A 15,577-nucleotide genomic window follows, 5' to 3' on the forward strand; every position below is an offset into this window, starting at 1 on the left:
TTTTGATTCATGCATCTCTCTAAAGATAGAAATAACGATTTTAACTAAAATTATTTTATAAATTATGGTTTTAACGAATAATTTCATATAAAATTCCAATAGATATGTGTACGATAATGTCTAAAGATGTTATTCAAAAACCATGCTAATTGCATAGGGTTTGAGTTTTGGGTTAAATCTAACTTTTGACAGTTGTGTTGATACCTAAAGACGTTGCTATTTGTAGCCAAATCTGCCATTTTTTCAGAGTTTTAACGAATAAACTAAAGATTTAATTGGGATTATTTTATGGATAAAAAGCCGCAAGTCGATCGTCAACGGGAGCATCAAGCCAACGAGCGCACCTTTCTGGCTTGGCTGCGAACTTCGATTGCTTTAATCGGGTTTGGTTTTGCTATTGCTAGATTTGGCATCTTTTTACGTCAAATTCAAGTAGCAGTGACTCAAGCAGAAGCAGAAATACATCCTCTGTTCAACTCTGAGAACTTGGGAGTAATGCTGGTTATTTTTGGAATTGTGACAATCGCCTTAGCCGCTTGGCGTTATAATAGAGTCTTTTGGCAAATTGAGCGAGGAGATTATCGACCCAATCGACTGATAATTTGGATGACAACTGGGATAGTAATGATTCTGGGAGCTCTAAGTCTTCCGTTTGTGTTTTGGCGCAATCAAATACCTAATCCTCCAGCGTCGCCCCCAAACAAGCAACAGTCTAATTACTGAAGAATCACAAAAATAGCCCTAGTTATGATTGTGGCAGATAAGCCGGCTGAGTCTTGGAGTGATGAAGATATGACTCAGTTTGCCTTACTATTAACGACAGCCGCCAAGGATTTGTGCTATGACTCAAGCAACAACTCAGATAGAAACGTTTCCTTTAGTGTTGCACCTGCATCCAGTCATTAATTTGACTGATGATCAATTCTTTGAATTCTGTCAAATTAATCGCGACTTACGCATTGAACGCACGGCTACGGGAGAACTACTAATTATGCCTCCCACTGGTACGGAAACAGGTGGACGCAATTTTAGACTGAACGGACAATTGTACAATTGGACTGAACAGGATGGGACTGGTATTGGCTTTGACTCCAGCACTGGCTTTACCCTTCCCAACGGTGCAGAGCGATCGCCTGATGCGGCTTGGGTGAAACTAGAGCGGTGGAACACCCTGACTCCTGAACAGCAGCAAAAGTTTGCGCCGATCTGTCCTGACTTTGTGATCGAACTGCGATCGGCTTCTGATAATTTGACACCGCTCAAAACTAAGATGCAGGAGTATATTAACAATGGGGCGCTGTTAGGTTGGCTGATTGACTGCAAAAAGCGACAGGTTTATATTTATCGCCCAGGAGTCGCGATGGAATGTTTGGATAATCCAGCTACGATTAGCGGTGAGTCGGTATTACCCGGATTTGTATTGGATTTAAGCAAAATTTGGTGAGGGTAAATTAGGGAGAGTGTCCTACTATTTCATAACAGCCGCCAAGGATTTGTGCCATGACAATGACTGAAGCAACGACTCAAGTAGAAAATTCTCCGTTGGTGTTACATTTACAGCCGATAATTAATCTGACAGATGAGCAGTTTTTCGAGTTCTGTCAAATTAATCGCGACTTGCGAATTGAACGCATGGCGACAGGAGAATTACTAATTATGCCCCCCACTGGATCAAACACGGGAAATCGCAATGCTAAGTTGAATCAGCAATTAGCAAATTGGACAGATGCTGATGGTACGGGAATTGAATTTGACTCATCATCTGGCTTTACGCTTCCTAATGGTGCAAAGGTTTCCCCTGATGCGGCTTGGGTGAAACTAGAACGGTGGAACGCCCTGACTCCTGAACAACAGAAAACATTTGCGCCGATTTGTCCTGATTTTGTGGTGGAACTGCGATCGGCTTCTGATAATTTGACACCGCTCAAAACTAAGATGCAGGAGTATATTGACAATGGGGCGCTGTTAGGATGGCTGATTGACTGCAAAAAGCGACAGGTTTATATAGCAATCCTAAATAGATTGTGGCAATTTTCCATACTGAAATATTTTGGGAAAATCGAATATTTGACCATCAGCAAAAAACTTAAATAACCACTTAACTATTTTAAAAGAGCTGCAAAGATGATAAAATTGTCTAATGAAAGTTTTAACTTGCAACCAAATATCTTCGACTGGATTTTGTTCGGGAGCGTTCGGAGCAAATTTTGTACAACTTATCAACCAGTCTTCCTCTGATAAATCTTGATTAATTGTCTTTAAGTATTCTCGAAACTGCTTGGAATCATGGTAAGTTGCACCATCCCAAAATATCGATAATTTTTTCCCGGGTCGTTTCCTTTGTAAATATTCGATGAAATCGATTGTATTTTCGCTGTTTCCACTTTTATATTCTTTGACTATAAACTCTTTGGTTTGATAATCTAAAGCCCCATAATAAGTCTGTCTTTCTTTTTCATTTTTGAGAGGGACTTCTATTCTTGCATCTGTTCTTCCCCACGCATAACCTAACAAATCACCCCACAGCAGATGACATTCGTCAAGCATAAGCACCGTCCGGCTTCCAGCTTCTATTTCCGGTTTCCATTTTTCTAGCCTTGCCTCTATTTCTTTTTTTTTAGCTTTGACTAATTCATCATTTTTAGCCGGATTCTTTTTTTGAGTCTTTTTCCAACTCACTTGAGCCTCTTTAAATAAGCTATAATAACTTTGATTGGACTCAAAAACTACATTATATTGCTCCTGCAAATACTTCTGCAAGTCTGATAATCTTAGATAATCTTGTTCTCTCAACCACTGAATTGTTTGCTCTTTTTCTTCAGATTTTAAGTAACCTGCTCTACCTTTATATTGAAGCTTTAAACTTTCTACACCCTGAAAAAGCGCTTGATTTTTCCATTGGCTGATAAAACTGTGAGAAACTTTTAATATTTCTTTGACTTCACGATAAGATTTTCCTTCCAAAATCATTTTTACCGCCAAGGCTCTTTTAATTTCTTTGGTCTCTTTTGTCTGATTGATAAAATTAGCCAATTCATCTATAATGTTCATCTTTTGTCTTTTTACTAGGGATGTATTATTACTATTATATCTGTTGCGACCTATTTAGGGCTGCTATATTTATCGCCCAGGAGTCGCGGTGGAATGTTTGGATAATCCGGCAACAGTAAGTGGCGATCCAGTATTACCCGGATTTGTATTGGATTTAAGCAAAATTTGGTGAGGGTAGCTAGGGAGAGTGCTGTACTATTTCACAACAGCCACCAAGGATTGCCATGACAATGACTGAAGCAACGACTCAAGTAGAAAATTCTCCGTTGGTGTTGCATTTACACCCGATAATTAATCTGACCGATGAGCAGTTTTTCGAGTTCTGTCAAATTAATCGCGACTTACGAATTGAACGCACGGCGACAGGAGAATTGCTGATTATGCCTCCCACCGGATCAGACACAGGAAATCGCAATGCTAAGTTGATTGTGCAGTTGGGAATTTGGGCAGAGCGTGACGGAATGGGAATTTATTTCGATTCTAGTACAGGCTTCACGCTTCCTAATGGTGCAAAGGTTTCCCCTGATACGGCTTGGGTGAAATTGGAACGGTGGAACGCCCTGACTCCCGAACAGCAGCAAACCTTTGCTCCCATCTGTCCTGATTTTGTGGTGGAACTGCGATCGGCTTCTGATAATTTGACACCGCTCAAAACCAAGATGCAGGAGTACATTAACAATGGTGCGCTGTTAGGTTGGCTGATTGACTGCAAAAAGCGACAGGTTTATATTTATCGCCCAGGAGTCGCGATGGAATGTTTGGATAATCCGGCAACAGTAAGTGGTGATCCAGTATTACCCGGATTTGTGCTGGATTTAAGCAAAATTTGGTGAGGGTAAATTAGGGAGAGTGTCCTACTATTTCATAACAGCCGCCAAGGATTTGTGCCATGACAATGACTGAAGCAACGACTCAAGTAGAAAATTCTCCGTTGGTGTTACATTTACAGCCGATAATTAATCTAACAGATGAGCAGTTTTTCGAGTTCTGTCAAATTAATCGCGACTTGCGAATTGAACGCACGGCGACAGGAGAATTGCTGATTATGCCTCCCACCGGATCAGACACAGGAAATCGCAATGCTAAGTTGATTGTGCAGTTGGGAATTTGGGCAGAGCGTGACGGAACGGGAATTTATTTTGATTCTAGTACAGGCTTCACGCTTCCTAATGGTGCCAAGGTTTCCCCTGATGCGGCTTGGGTGAAATTGGAACAGTGGAACGCCCGGACTCCCGAACAGCAGCAAACCTTTGCTCCCATCTGTCCTGATTTTGTGGTAGAACTGCGATCGGCTTCTGATAATTTGACACCGCTCAAAACTAAGATGCAGGACTATATTGACAATGGGGCGCTGTTAGGTTGGCTGATTGATCGCAAAAAGCGACAGGTTTATATCTATCGTCCAAGAGTGGCGGTGGAATGTCTAGATAATCCAGCTACGATTAGCGGTGAGTCGGTATTACCCGGATTTGTGCTGGATTTAAGCAAAATTTGGTGAATTTTCAGGACGCGAGCGCTGGCATATTGCCCAAATTCTGAAAAAGTATCACAATCGAGAATATGAGCCATAAACCAGTCAGACACATTCTCGGTCTATCCGGCGGTAAAGATAGCACAGCCCTGGCCGTCCTGTTGCACAAGGAGATTCCAGAGATGGAATATTTTTTTTGTGACACTCACAAGGAACTGCCGGAGACCCGCGAGTATCTTGATCGCATCAAAGCACGTTTAGGAATCAAAATCCATTACCTCAGTGCCAAGCGTGGGTTTGACCACTGGCTTGATGTCTATGGGGGGGTACTTCCTTCTCCCAAGATGCGCTGGTGTACCAAGCAGATGAAGATTCTCCCGTTAGAGAAGTTTGTGGGTGATGACGAAGCCATCAGTTACATTGGTATCCGGGCTGACGAAAGTCGTGATGGATACATCTCTACAAAACCCAATATCAAGCCAGTCTTTCCGTTCAAGGAGCGGGGGCTAGTTAAGGCAGATATTATCCGTCTCCTTGAGGAAAGCGGAATTGGATTACCAGACTATTATCGATGGCGCAGTCGCTCTGGCTGCTTCTTCTGTTTCTTCCAGCGCAAATATGAATGGGTTAGACTGGCAGAAGAGCATCGAGAGTTGTTTGATGAGGCGGTTAGATATGAGCAAAACCACAGTGACGGAAGAACTTACACTTGGACAGAGGGAGAGACTCTTTTAGAACTACTTGAGCGCAAGGATGAAATCATTGCTCAACATGAGAAGGCAATGGCTAGGGAGAAAAAAGCAGATCCTAATCGACCATTAGCTGAGGCATTGGAGGCAGTTTTAGATGAGGAAGATGATGAACTACCTTGCTTGGCTTGTCATTTATAAACAAAAATTAAGTTGTTATAAACTTGTTACCTTATCTGGTGAGTAGATGCAGAGAAAACAGTGGCAATTTCAGGGAGGGATGCAAATTGCAAGAATTCCATCTGTGCCAGGTTTGTATGCTTGGTACTATAGACCACTTGCTAGAGATACCCGTGCGGTCAGTCAGACAATTGCTTCATTTCTTGAAGTTCCAGGAGAAATCAAGACAGAAATTCAGATGCGATATGGGATTCGTTTAGTCTCTAAATCTCCCGTGAATGTTGTTTATGGTGCTGAGAGAGAGTCCCCTATAGACGTGCTTAATGAAGTTATTGATTATGCTGAACAATTTCTGGTTGATTTTTTAAATTCGGATGCAGTGTATTCTTTTACAAGACCTATTTATATTGGCATTGCCAAGGATTTATACACCAGAGTTTACACTCAGCACTATTTGTCTTTAGATGCAATGTGGGATAACAACTCTTCAGTAAGTAAATACTTAAATCTTTTTCCTCATGCTACTGTTCAATCAACAATGGATAAATTAAATCTTTACCACTCATTTGCTTTGGAAGCCAGGGTAAGAAAGATAGCTCCACGGGACTTGATGGTACATATATTTCCGACAAACTCTTTTCCTTCTGATATTGGTTCGGATTATGATGATCCTAAATTAGAAACGGCTTCTAGACGCGCTCTGGAAAAGCTTCTACAACTTGTCTCAGATCCAATCTGTGGGAGGCGCTAATTATGTCATTTAGCTTTGGGGTTCAAAAAGACCCAATTTATGGAACTTACGGGGAATTTGCTATCGGTTCTGAAGAGAATCGTGTACGCGCTCAATTTTTATTAACAAAAATGAAACCAGGCTCGGAGGGAAGCTGGGAGAATGCCCTAGCCTCTCAAATGGTACCGTGGCGTGAAGTCTTCAATATTGAGGAACTAACTTTTGATGAGCTTCTACAGCGTGACCTTGATGATTCTCGTGTTGCTCACGATCTCATCCCCTATTTGCTAGGAGAATCAGGTGCTTTTGCTAGATTTTTTCCACCGATATTAGCTGTTCTCGCTCCCAAAAAATCAGAAGTTACTGGAATACAGTCTTATTATCCTCAGCCCAAAAACCAAAGTGAATATTCTCTCAGCTTTGGTGATTTATTTGATTTTGAAAAAGCCGTAATTGAAAATCAAATTAGCCCTCTGGGATTAATCAGATATAATCGACAAAAAACTGCCTTCATCATCGTAGATGGTCAACATCGGGCTATGGCAGTTTTAGCTTTACACCGACAGATTAATGACAGTTGGTCGGGAAACAGTTATGCTGCTTTTTACAATCATCTTTCTTTAAAGGAAAATCAAATAAAAAATATTGAGTTGCCTATCTGTATTGTTTTCTTCCCCGATTTACATGACGGGAATGAATACTACAAACAAAAAGGCATCGATCTCAAGGCAGTCTGCCGAGAAATATTTTTGGTTGTCAATAAGAATGCTAAACCTGTTAGTCAATCACGGGAACTCCTCCTAGATGACGAAGACTTTTCAGCAAGGATGATGCGAGAAACATTATCCAAACTCAAAGGTCGTGGTGAATCAGAAGCTTCAATTGCTCGAATTTACTCTTTTGCATTTGGTGATGCCGTCTCCGAAGCTCAACACCGAAAAACTGAAGTTGTTGCTGGTCAACTTGAATATACATCTGCCGTAGCTTTACATAAAATGCATGCCGCCGCATCTTTCGGTGTACCAGCAGCTTTCAACCTGGAACAAACACAAGATATAACAGACGGCAGAAGAACACAAAATTCAGATCGCCCAGCTTCAATTCTTATTGGAACGCCACTGGAAAAATGGTCTTCCTTATCCCGCCGTTCAGGAAAATACTATCCTCCTGATGAAGTTCAACAAGCTGTCCAACTTTTAGCAGAAGTTACAGATTTGGTAATGCTGCCACTTTTTGACGGGTTCAAACCGTTTGCAGCACACAACTCGGAAATGAGAGCGTTACGCACTCGCTTATTAGATCCGGCATTAAGAGGGAGCATCCCATTTTGGCAAATAGCCGGGAAAGGTCGATTTTTAATTCGCGGTTATTACTCGCGAATTAAATCTCCGTGTATACTTGAACGACTCAAGGTGACATAATATAGATGGAGATATTCACAAAGTTTACTGATGAACCAAGCCGAACGCCTGGAACTGGAAGCTTGTTTAAGACGAGCAAGTGAGATTCTGTACAACAATAGTGACACAGACAGTTTAGAAACCCTAGCTGACATCGAAATTACAGTCAGAAACCAAATTTTAGAATACGTTAGTCCCCAAATCGCCCTTTTTTTATCACCCAAAAAACCCAAACCCGACGCGGGAAAACCCGAACCCTAAAAAGCTGCCTGGGAAAACTAAAGATTACCAAAAAACAAGCAGATGCTTTAGGGATAGAAGCCTATACACGCCATAGCCCTTTGCTAGAAAAATGCTGTCTTCTTTTAAGCGCCAATGAATCTTATCAAAATGCGGAGAGTGATTTGTATTTGTTAACGGGGCTAAAAGTTGGTCACTCCACGCATCATCGGAAAGTGAATCAAATTGAATTACCGCTTCCGGATCTCAAACAAGGATTATCAGAGATAAGCGTTGATGGCGGAAAAATTCGCTTGAGGACGGCAGAGAAAGGAGAACCGAGTTTTTGGCAAGAATATAAAACAGCTCGCTTACAAGGAATTTATTACGGAGCTTTCTTTCAAGATAATCTATCTTTAACGGATTGGATAAATAGTCAAACATTAACCTCACCCTTGTACTGTTTAGGGGATGGACATGATGGGATATGGAACATCTTTGCCGAAATTGGGGAGAATAAGGATAGAATCGAAGTTTTAGACTGGTATCACCTGACCGAAAACCTGCATAAAATAGAAACCAAAAAATCTATCAAAGACCAGTTAGAAGCTGACCTGTGGACGGGACAGGCATCCGAGGCGATAAAGTTGTTGAAGTCAGCTCAACCCCTAGGAGGAAACAACTTTATTAGCTATCTAAACAAGCACCGTCAAAGGTTAATCAATTATCAATCTTATCAACAGGAACAAATTTGTTCAATTGGCAGCGGAGCCGTCGAGTCAGCCGTCAAACAAATTAGCCATCGTGTTAAACTAACTGGCGCCCAGTGGCTCAAAGAAAACGTGGTTAACATTTTACAACTTCGTTGTGCTTATTTAAACGGTCAACTGGCTATTTAATGCCAACTTCCCTAATTATTAAGCGCATTTTTACAGAGAATTGATATAAGGACTTGAAGTACCGCCCATTTTTGATAAATTCGCGAGTTAGAATGGCGAATATATCATCATGGAGATAGAAAAATGGGCAAAAGGGTTTCCAGAAAGTCACAACACGATAAGCTGGAAAGAATAACTCGTTTACAGACGGCAATTGCTAGTCTTGAAACCTACCAAAGTTTCTTTGAGCGTCAAGGAAAACTCGCCCCAGCAGATGCTTGGGTAGCACGTTATCAAGTCCGACAGTCACAAAAAGTTTACTGGTACTACAAACTACAGGCTAGTTCACCCACTTTCACAACCACAAGTGACACACACAAGTTAAGTAAATATAAGCACTTAGGTAAGGCTGGATGTGAAGCCCATGTTGCTTCTGTGATGTCTGTCGCCAGAAGAACGATAGTGTCCGAATTACAAAAAACTATTGATTCTCTTAAAAATAGCTTACTAGATATTTCTTTTGACTCTGAGCAAGAAGATATCTAATATTTAGATTAAGTAATTATTCGCGAGTTATAGTCGCGAATAACTTTTCTCTCTTTTCCAAAATGGGATGCTCCCCATTAAGAGGAGATCCGATACAGCGAAAGTGCTACAGTCTTTTATTTGAAGGCACTAACGCCAGAAACGTTTTTGAAGAACACATTAAGCGTCTTCGTGAACGGGAAGCAAAGCTTATTCAAGAAGGACAATCGGCTAACGATTACATCACCAATCAGCTTGAGGACGCCCTTGCCACCGCTTCTGCCCTTAATCAACGGGAAGAAGAGATAAAAGAGCGAAGAGCGGCGAGGCTTTTTCGTATTGACTATGACAAATTCTTCTCAACGGAAGGTAATGAATCAGACAGAAAAGAGTTACTTAACTGTGGCAAGTGGATTTTTGATACAGTTTCCACCCAAGCGTTCCAGCTTGGCTATTTAATGACTGTTCATTCTGTTGTTGAGTTGCTCCTCGAAGCTGAAGTAAACACACCCTACGATAAACGCTGTCAGGTTATTGCATTTGTCTCCAATCTCTATATTGATTTACTCAATGCCTATTTTTCTTCTGGTTCGGATACAGAACATCGCATTCTGACAGGTTTCGTTAAGGAGCCAAGAGCTAGAGTATTTGACGCTAATCAATTAAGTTTGCGAGGACTTCTGGCGCAGAGCGTTAAAGAACTCAATGAAAGACAATGGATCTTCTTTCGCTATGCAATTTTAGAAATTGTTCACTCAAAGTATGCTTACAAAGTCCTTCTAGATAGACTAAACACATCCAGTGAACCATCATTGGCAAAAGCCTACAGAGATTATTTACCGAATCTAATTAATAGTGTACTCCAACTTAGAGAGGAATATATAGAAGCGGCTGTCAATACAACACTAAATTCAGCAGAATTTAAGCAGGAACTGCAACTGCTTCGAGCTAGGTTACTTGGTGAACGTAAACCAGAAGATGAAATTGATGAAATTGTCAAGCAACGATGTGAGTCCGTAAAAACCGAAGTCCGTGAAAAGTGTAAGCAGAATATCTCTGCTAGTCTCGGAGAGTTTGCTAAAGCCGATAAAATCTTAAACCGTCTATTAGCTTCTCCAGCCGATGAAACTGAAGGAGGAATCTTAAATGAATAACTTTAAACTGGAGTTTAGACTACGATGGTGATAATAGGACACGGCAATGCCGTGTCCCTACCACAGCTTAGGGATAATTGATTGGGTAGGGGCACGATATTATCGTGCCCTGATCTAGTTTCCTCCCAGGTTCCCAGGCATCATTTATCATGGGTTAGTCTAAACACCAGTAATACCGCACTGCTAAGAATATAAAGCCAAGTGATTGAGCCTAAATATAAGTAATTAACATCTTAAACGATTGACTTATGCAACTAGAAGACTACTTAGACTTCATTACCCCTGATGACATTCGTATCAAAGGCACACGGATTGGAATTGAAACCATCCTGTACGAATACATCTATCGCCGCCGTACAGCCGAAGAAATAGCCCAAACTTATTCCTCGTTAACTCTAGAGCAAGTTTATGCCACAATTCTTTACTACCTGCATCATAAAGAAACAGTAAGTAACTATATAGGCAACTGGTTAGAGTATTGCTTACAATCCGAACAAGAGCAGGATAAAAATCCTCCCCCTGCTGTCGTCAGACTGCTTAAATTAAAAGCCGAGCAAGAACCAGGAAAAGTTGCTCTCAATGCAAATTAAATTTAACTGACCATTTATCCCAAGGTTGTCATATTCCAGGAATCTTTGTACTTCGCCCTAGAGCAGAAATTGGAGCAATTATTGACAACTTAATTTTCATTGCTCTAGCAGCCGAATAAAATGAATTTCAAGACCAAATTATTCACATCCCTTTAAGGTAGCTAATAGCTCTAGTGGCGGGTACACCTAATTTGAATGTCACTGACTTAAATCGGGTGGGCAATGCCCACCCTACGGTATATCAAGGGTTTTGGCGATCTCATAATGCTTATTTCAGTGCCATTCCACCTAATTTTGTGGATGACGCTTACGCCCGGAAACCGTAGGGGCGCACCGACGTGCGCCCGATTTAACCATAAAATCTATTCCACCATTTTAGCTGTGTTACGCTACCATCGTGCATTAGCACTCTGGGTAACTCTCCGAATCCACTGCCTTGCGATCGCCAACCACTCCAGTTTAGTTTTTCCATGACTCATCTAGAGCAAAATTACGGATATTTTTCAGAACAAAAAGCTCGTTCGCTTTAACTAAATCCCCCGTACACACTACTGGCAAGCGTTCTTGATAAGCTTTAACAGCGAAGGGATAGTCTGCTGCTGTTAAATCAAACTTAATTTTACGGAACTTCCCGACAGCACACCCCATCAAAATCACACGTTCAGCTTCACCAAACTTGTCCAACTGAGTAATAATTCCCTGAACGTGAATATTCGTAGCTTGAGTGACTAAATCACCTAAGATTTGAAAGTACGAACGATTTTCCACAAGTTCTAGCGTTTGCACCACCTCATAAAGGCGTAACGCAAAACCAGGAATTTCAGGTTTCAAGGGTAAAACTATCTCAAATTCTGGCTCGGAGTTGGCTGGCAATGTCCAAATTGAAGCTTTCTCCTTTATCTGACTTTGTTTCTGCCAACCATGAGATTGTAAATATTTAGCCACTTCTGTCGGTTGTATACCCAGTAGTAAATCCACATTTTGAATCGTTGGTTTCATAACGTTTCTCCTTTTTCCAGACTGTCCATAATCCTTTTTAGGGCATCAGCCGTAAAAACATTTTGGCGTGGAATTGAGACAGTGACAGATGTTTGATTAGATATAGCAGGCTGACCTTGCAATGACACCCAGTAACCGCATCGTCTCAAACACAGTTCCCTTTCCGACTGATGCAACCAATCAGCGGGATTTTCTGGAACTAAAACTACAACTAAAATTCGGGTATTGTAGGGTTCATCGTATCTTAAATCGTCATAGTTTTTCACGCTGAGAGGATACTTAATTTCCTCAGTACCCAGTACATCTTGTGACGTGCATTTTATCTGCACTTCTAGTCGGGGACGACGCATTACTCCCGGCGCAGCGGTAGCGGCGATAATTGCATCAATGCCATCCATGTCCAAGGGTCTTGGTGCCAATTGGAACGAGTAACCTGCAGCTGAGGCGATCGCATAAACATAAGCATAACTGAATTCTTCTTTTTGGATGTTAATATTCACCCTGATTATACCCTCTACCCAGTTAACAGAGTATTTTACCTGAATCTTGTCCCTAAGCAATGAACTCTCAACTTTTTTGGGCTTATGCGAAACCTGTCACCTGCGCCAGTTGAAAATAACCGAATATGAAAACGCGATCGCAAAGCATTCCCGTTTAGTTTTTCCACGACTCATCTAGAGCAAAATTATGGATATTTTTCAGCACAAAGCCGCTATCTTCTTTAACTAAATCTCCTGTACAGAAAATAGGAAACCGTTCTTGATAGGCTTTTATAGCAAGAATGTACTCATGGTTAAACAACTCCATCTTAATTTCCCGAAGTTGATCAAATACTACACCAAAGATGATAATATTTCCACTTAATTGGTCAGTATTAGGAGCATGAATTTGCCGAACAATTCCCTGGATTTTTATATTATTAGCTGTAGTAATGAGTTCGCCAATAATCTCAAGTTGAGAACGATTTTCCTGTTTTTCCAGTGTTTCCAAAATAACACTCATAGAAACCGGAAAACCCGGTATACCCTGATTCAGGGGTAACAGAATAGTCACCGACTCTCCTGTCTCATTTTCTTGTATCCAAGTTGAAGCTTTATTCTCCAAATAGTTCTGTTGATGCCAGCCGTGATTTTGTAAGTAGTTCGCTACTTGTTGAGGTTGGATTGATTGCAGAATATTGATATCCTTTACGGTAACATTCATAGAGCTTCTCCTCTGGCGATACATTGCATAAGACTTGTTAGGGAATTCACCGTAAATCTATTTACTCTAGGAATAGATACAGTTACAGTTTCCTGATTCTCTGTCGATGTTTCTCCAGCTAGGGATATCCAGTAACCACAACGTTTAAGACAGAGTTCCTCTTCTGATTGATATAACCAGTCATTAATGTTATCAGGTACTACAACAACCACGAGGATTAGAGGTGGATATTGCTGGGTAACTCTCAGTTCTTCATAATTCTTAACTTTGAGTGGATACTTCAGATAATTTGTATCTAGCATTGCCCTTGAAGTACATTTGAGTTGAACGTAAAGCTGAGGATTCCCCATTATTCCCTGCACACCAATTCCTGTAAAGATTAGGTCAATTCCCAGTTGATCTAAGGGCGTAGTTGTTCTCTGGAAGGAATAACCTGCGGCTGAGGCGATCGCATAAACATAAGCATAGCTGAATTCTTCTTTTTGGATGTTAATATTCACCCTGATTAAACCTTCTACCCAGTTATCCGAGTATTTTACCCGAATCTTGTCCCTAAGCAATGAACTCTCAACTCTTGTTGGCTGAGGCGAAACCTGTCGCCTGCGCCAGTTGAAAATAACCGAATATGAAAACGCGATCGCAAAGCATTCCCGTTTAGTTTTTCCACGACTCATCTAGAGCAAAATTATGGATATTTTTCAGCACAAAGCCGCTATCTTCTTTAACTAAATCTCCTGTACAGACAATAGGCAGCCGTTCTTGATAGGCTTTTATAGCAAGAATGTACTCATGGTTAAACAACTCCATCTGAATTTCCAGAAGTTGATTACACACCACCCCTAAAATGACAATCGTTCCGCTTAATTGATCAGCATTGGGCGTATGAATCTTTATGACAACTCCTTGAATCACCAGATTGTTAGCAGTCGTAATCAGTTCGCTAATAATTTCCAGTTGAGAACGACGTTCTGTCTTCTCTAAAATCCCTATAATTTCATACATCCGGCGCGGATAATCATCAAAATATTGGTCTACAGGTAACTGAATTTTAAATTTGTCTTCCGAGAAAGTATCCCTTGTCCAAATCGAAACCTTATCAGGAATGCGGTTGCGCTCGTGCCAACCTGTTGCTTGCAGATAAGCTTGCATCTTTTGGGGTTCTAGATGACTAAGAATATCGATATCTGAGATAATGGCTTTCATAAATTTCCTCCGGCTTCTATCTGTTGCATCAAATTTTTCAGAGTTATCCCGAATTAAATTATGCCCCTATCCCAGCAGTCTAGCCAATCCCGCCCCATATACCTCGACTACCACTCCACCACCCCCACTGACCCCAGAGTGGCAACCCAAATGCTACACTACATGACTACCGTCTTTGGTAACGCTAGCAGCATTGACCACACTTATGGGGATGAAGCCGAACAAGCCGTCTCCCAAGCCGCAACTCATATCGCTAACTTAATCGGATCATCCGCCAAGGAAATTATCTTCACCTCTGGCGCAACTGAAAGCATTAACCTCGCCCTGCAAGGATTCGTTAGATTACACCATAGTAATACCTCAAAAATACCCCGCCTTGCTGTCTCCCCAGTGGAACATAAAGCCGTTTTAGACACCTGCAATACCCTCGCAAAAAAAGGATTAGCCGAAATTATCAATCTTCAGGTTGACTCCCAAGGTAGACTCGACTTGGATTATCTGGAAAACACCTGTAAAAACGGCATTTCCTTGCTGTGTATTATGGCAGCCAATAACGAAATTGGCACAATTTATCCGATCCAAAATATCGGACAAATTGCCCAAACCTATCGAATTCCCTTCCTCTGTGATGCATCCCAAGCCGTCGGAAAAATCCCGATCAATTTTCACGACTGGGGGATCACCTACCTCGCCATCTCCGCCCATAAACTCTATGGACCCAAAGGTTCAGGCGCATTAGTGGTGCGAAAAAAATATCCCCTAGAACCGATTCTCTGGGGTGGAGGTCATCAGAACGGTATGCGATCGGGTACACTTAATGTTCCGGGTATTGTCGGTTTAGGTGAAGCCTGTCGCCTGCGTCAGTTAGAAATGGCAGACGATGAAAACGCGATCGCATCCTCTAGAGACAAACTCCAAACCCTGCTGCAAGACAGCATTACCGACGTCGTTATTAATGGCGACACGACTCACCGCCTTGCTGGGAATCTCCATATTTCTATTCCTGATATTCCCAATAGTGCAGTGATTGCCAGAATCCGTTCCCAACTCGCCATCTCCACAGGTTCCGCCTGTACGTCCGGGGTTGAAACACCATCCCATGTACTGCGATCGATAAACTTATCGGATAATTTAATAGAAGGGGCATTACGTATCGGTTTGGGCAAATTTACCACAGATACAGAAATTAGTCAAGCCGCTGAAATTTTGTCAACAGCCGTTAGCAAAATTCGTCAAGCTATTGATGGAAATTAAACAAAAACCAAGCACCATTGTAGAGACGTTG

At 41.5% G+C, this 15,577-nt stretch carries 21 protein-coding genes and 1 pseudogene; 15 read left to right on the top strand and 7 right to left on the bottom strand.

The window, feature by feature from the left end; genetic code table 11:
- Positions 1 to 288: 288 nt before the first annotated feature.
- The 3 genes from MC7420_RS22050 (at position 289) to MC7420_RS22060 (ending at position 2,094) form a co-directional block, all read left to right on the top strand.
- Positions 289 to 723 carry a YidH family protein gene (locus MC7420_RS22050; RefSeq protein WP_006103317.1) on the top strand — a complete coding sequence of 145 codons (435 nt, stop codon included), beginning with the start codon at positions 289 to 291 and terminating at the stop codon, positions 721 to 723.
- A 118-nt stretch (positions 724 to 841) separates the two neighbouring features.
- Positions 842 to 1,444 (top strand): Uma2 family endonuclease, encoded by a 603-nt coding sequence (locus MC7420_RS22055; protein WP_044208929.1) that lies wholly within the window; start codon positions 842 to 844, stop codon positions 1,442 to 1,444.
- A 62-nt stretch (positions 1,445 to 1,506) separates the two neighbouring features.
- Positions 1,507 to 2,094 (top strand): Uma2 family endonuclease, encoded by a 588-nt coding sequence (locus tag MC7420_RS22060; RefSeq protein ID WP_232231762.1) that lies wholly within the window; start codon positions 1,507 to 1,509, stop codon positions 2,092 to 2,094.
- On the opposite strand, the gene MC7420_RS22065 is transcribed toward MC7420_RS22060, so the two are convergent.
- Entirely contained in the window at positions 2,014 to 3,051 is a 1,038-nt protein-coding gene (locus tag MC7420_RS22065; RefSeq protein ID WP_006097775.1) for an IS630 family transposase, read from the bottom strand. The genes MC7420_RS22060 and MC7420_RS22065 overlap by 81 nt on opposite strands.
- Before the next feature lie 64 nt (positions 3,052 to 3,115).
- On the opposite strand from MC7420_RS22065, the pseudogene MC7420_RS42790 reads away from it, so the two are divergent.
- From MC7420_RS42790 to MC7420_RS40150, 11 genes and pseudogenes are all read left to right on the top strand, one after another.
- Positions 3,116 to 3,223: pseudogene (locus tag MC7420_RS42790) on the top strand (Uma2 family endonuclease); the annotation flags it as partial.
- A gap of 58 nt (positions 3,224 to 3,281) precedes the next feature.
- Positions 3,282 to 3,884 (top strand): Uma2 family endonuclease, encoded by a 603-nt coding sequence (locus MC7420_RS22070; protein ID WP_006103205.1) that lies wholly within the window; start codon positions 3,282 to 3,284, stop codon positions 3,882 to 3,884.
- Between the two features lie 62 nt (positions 3,885 to 3,946).
- Positions 3,947 to 4,549 carry a Uma2 family endonuclease gene (locus MC7420_RS22075; protein ID WP_006103214.1) on the top strand — a complete coding sequence of 201 codons (603 nt, stop codon included), beginning with the start codon at positions 3,947 to 3,949 and terminating at the stop codon, positions 4,547 to 4,549.
- 62 nt (positions 4,550 to 4,611) lie between these two features.
- On the top strand, positions 4,612 to 5,412 hold the full coding sequence (locus MC7420_RS22080; protein WP_044208936.1) for a phosphoadenosine phosphosulfate reductase family protein: 801 nt from the start codon (positions 4,612 to 4,614) through the stop codon (positions 5,410 to 5,412).
- Between the two features lie 46 nt (positions 5,413 to 5,458).
- Entirely contained in the window at positions 5,459 to 6,142 is a 684-nt protein-coding gene (locus tag MC7420_RS22085) for a hypothetical protein (RefSeq protein ID WP_006103238.1), read from the top strand.
- A 2-nt stretch (positions 6,143 to 6,144) separates the two neighbouring features.
- On the top strand, positions 6,145 to 7,542 hold the full coding sequence (locus MC7420_RS22090; protein WP_006103154.1) for a DNA sulfur modification protein DndB: 1,398 nt from the start codon (positions 6,145 to 6,147) through the stop codon (positions 7,540 to 7,542).
- Between the two features lie 30 nt (positions 7,543 to 7,572).
- Positions 7,573 to 8,639, top strand: a protein-coding gene (locus MC7420_RS22100) for an ISKra4-like element ISMich2 family transposase (RefSeq protein ID WP_157453276.1) whose coding sequence is annotated in 2 segments (ribosomal slippage) — positions 7,573 to 7,729 and positions 7,729 to 8,639 — 1,068 coding nt in all. Because the reading frame shifts where the segments join, the coding sequence is not laid out codon by codon here.
- Positions 8,640 to 8,762: 123 nt separating this feature from the next.
- Positions 8,763 to 9,164, top strand: coding sequence for a hypothetical protein (locus MC7420_RS22105; RefSeq protein WP_006098269.1), 402 nt, complete (start codon positions 8,763 to 8,765; stop codon positions 9,162 to 9,164).
- A 62-nt stretch (positions 9,165 to 9,226) separates the two neighbouring features.
- Positions 9,227 to 10,297, top strand: coding sequence for a hypothetical protein (locus MC7420_RS22110; protein WP_006103208.1), 1,071 nt, complete (start codon positions 9,227 to 9,229; stop codon positions 10,295 to 10,297).
- A 248-nt stretch (positions 10,298 to 10,545) separates the two neighbouring features.
- Entirely contained in the window at positions 10,546 to 10,887 is a 342-nt protein-coding gene (locus MC7420_RS22115; RefSeq protein WP_006103281.1) for a DUF433 domain-containing protein, read from the top strand.
- A gap of 173 nt (positions 10,888 to 11,060) precedes the next feature.
- Complete coding sequence (locus MC7420_RS40150) at positions 11,061 to 11,213, top strand: hypothetical protein (RefSeq protein ID WP_006103234.1); 153 nt, start codon at positions 11,061 to 11,063, stop codon at positions 11,211 to 11,213.
- A 23-nt stretch (positions 11,214 to 11,236) separates the two neighbouring features.
- Here MC7420_RS40150 and MC7420_RS43465 read toward each other — a convergent pair whose 3' ends face one another.
- From MC7420_RS43465 to MC7420_RS22140, 6 genes are all read right to left on the bottom strand, one after another.
- Positions 11,237 to 11,359, bottom strand: a complete 123-nt coding sequence (locus MC7420_RS43465) for a hypothetical protein (RefSeq protein WP_006103112.1) — start codon at positions 11,357 to 11,359, stop codon at positions 11,237 to 11,239.
- A complete protein-coding gene (locus tag MC7420_RS22120) occupies positions 11,347 to 11,886 on the bottom strand; it encodes a hypothetical protein (RefSeq protein ID WP_044208943.1) in 540 nt (179 codons plus the stop codon). The genes MC7420_RS43465 and MC7420_RS22120 overlap by 13 nt, the downstream gene beginning before the upstream one ends.
- Positions 11,883 to 12,386, bottom strand: coding sequence for a DUF4365 domain-containing protein (locus tag MC7420_RS22125; protein WP_044208946.1), 504 nt, complete (start codon positions 12,384 to 12,386; stop codon positions 11,883 to 11,885). The genes MC7420_RS22120 and MC7420_RS22125 overlap by 4 nt, the downstream gene beginning before the upstream one ends.
- A gap of 154 nt (positions 12,387 to 12,540) precedes the next feature.
- Positions 12,541 to 13,089: a hypothetical protein gene (locus MC7420_RS22130; RefSeq protein ID WP_006103312.1), complete on the bottom strand. Its 549-nt coding sequence runs from the start codon at positions 13,087 to 13,089 to the stop codon at positions 12,541 to 12,543.
- On the bottom strand, positions 13,086 to 13,763 hold the full coding sequence (locus MC7420_RS22135; protein ID WP_232231759.1) for a DUF4365 domain-containing protein: 678 nt from the start codon (positions 13,761 to 13,763) through the stop codon (positions 13,086 to 13,088). The genes MC7420_RS22130 and MC7420_RS22135 overlap by 4 nt, the downstream gene beginning before the upstream one ends.
- Positions 13,744 to 14,292: a hypothetical protein gene (locus MC7420_RS22140; RefSeq protein ID WP_044208949.1), complete on the bottom strand. Its 549-nt coding sequence runs from the start codon at positions 14,290 to 14,292 to the stop codon at positions 13,744 to 13,746. Before MC7420_RS22140 ends, MC7420_RS22135 begins: the two co-directional genes overlap by 20 nt.
- A gap of 60 nt (positions 14,293 to 14,352) precedes the next feature.
- On the opposite strand from MC7420_RS22140, the gene MC7420_RS22145 reads away from it, so the two are divergent.
- A complete protein-coding gene (locus MC7420_RS22145) occupies positions 14,353 to 15,546 on the top strand; it encodes a cysteine desulfurase family protein (RefSeq protein ID WP_006103240.1) in 1,194 nt (397 codons plus the stop codon).
- Positions 15,547 to 15,577 lie beyond the last annotated feature (31 nt).

This window comes from Coleofasciculus chthonoplastes PCC 7420 (genome assembly GCF_000155555.1).
Lineage (GTDB): Bacteria > Cyanobacteriota > Cyanobacteriia > Cyanobacteriales > Coleofasciculaceae > Coleofasciculus > Coleofasciculus chthonoplastes_A.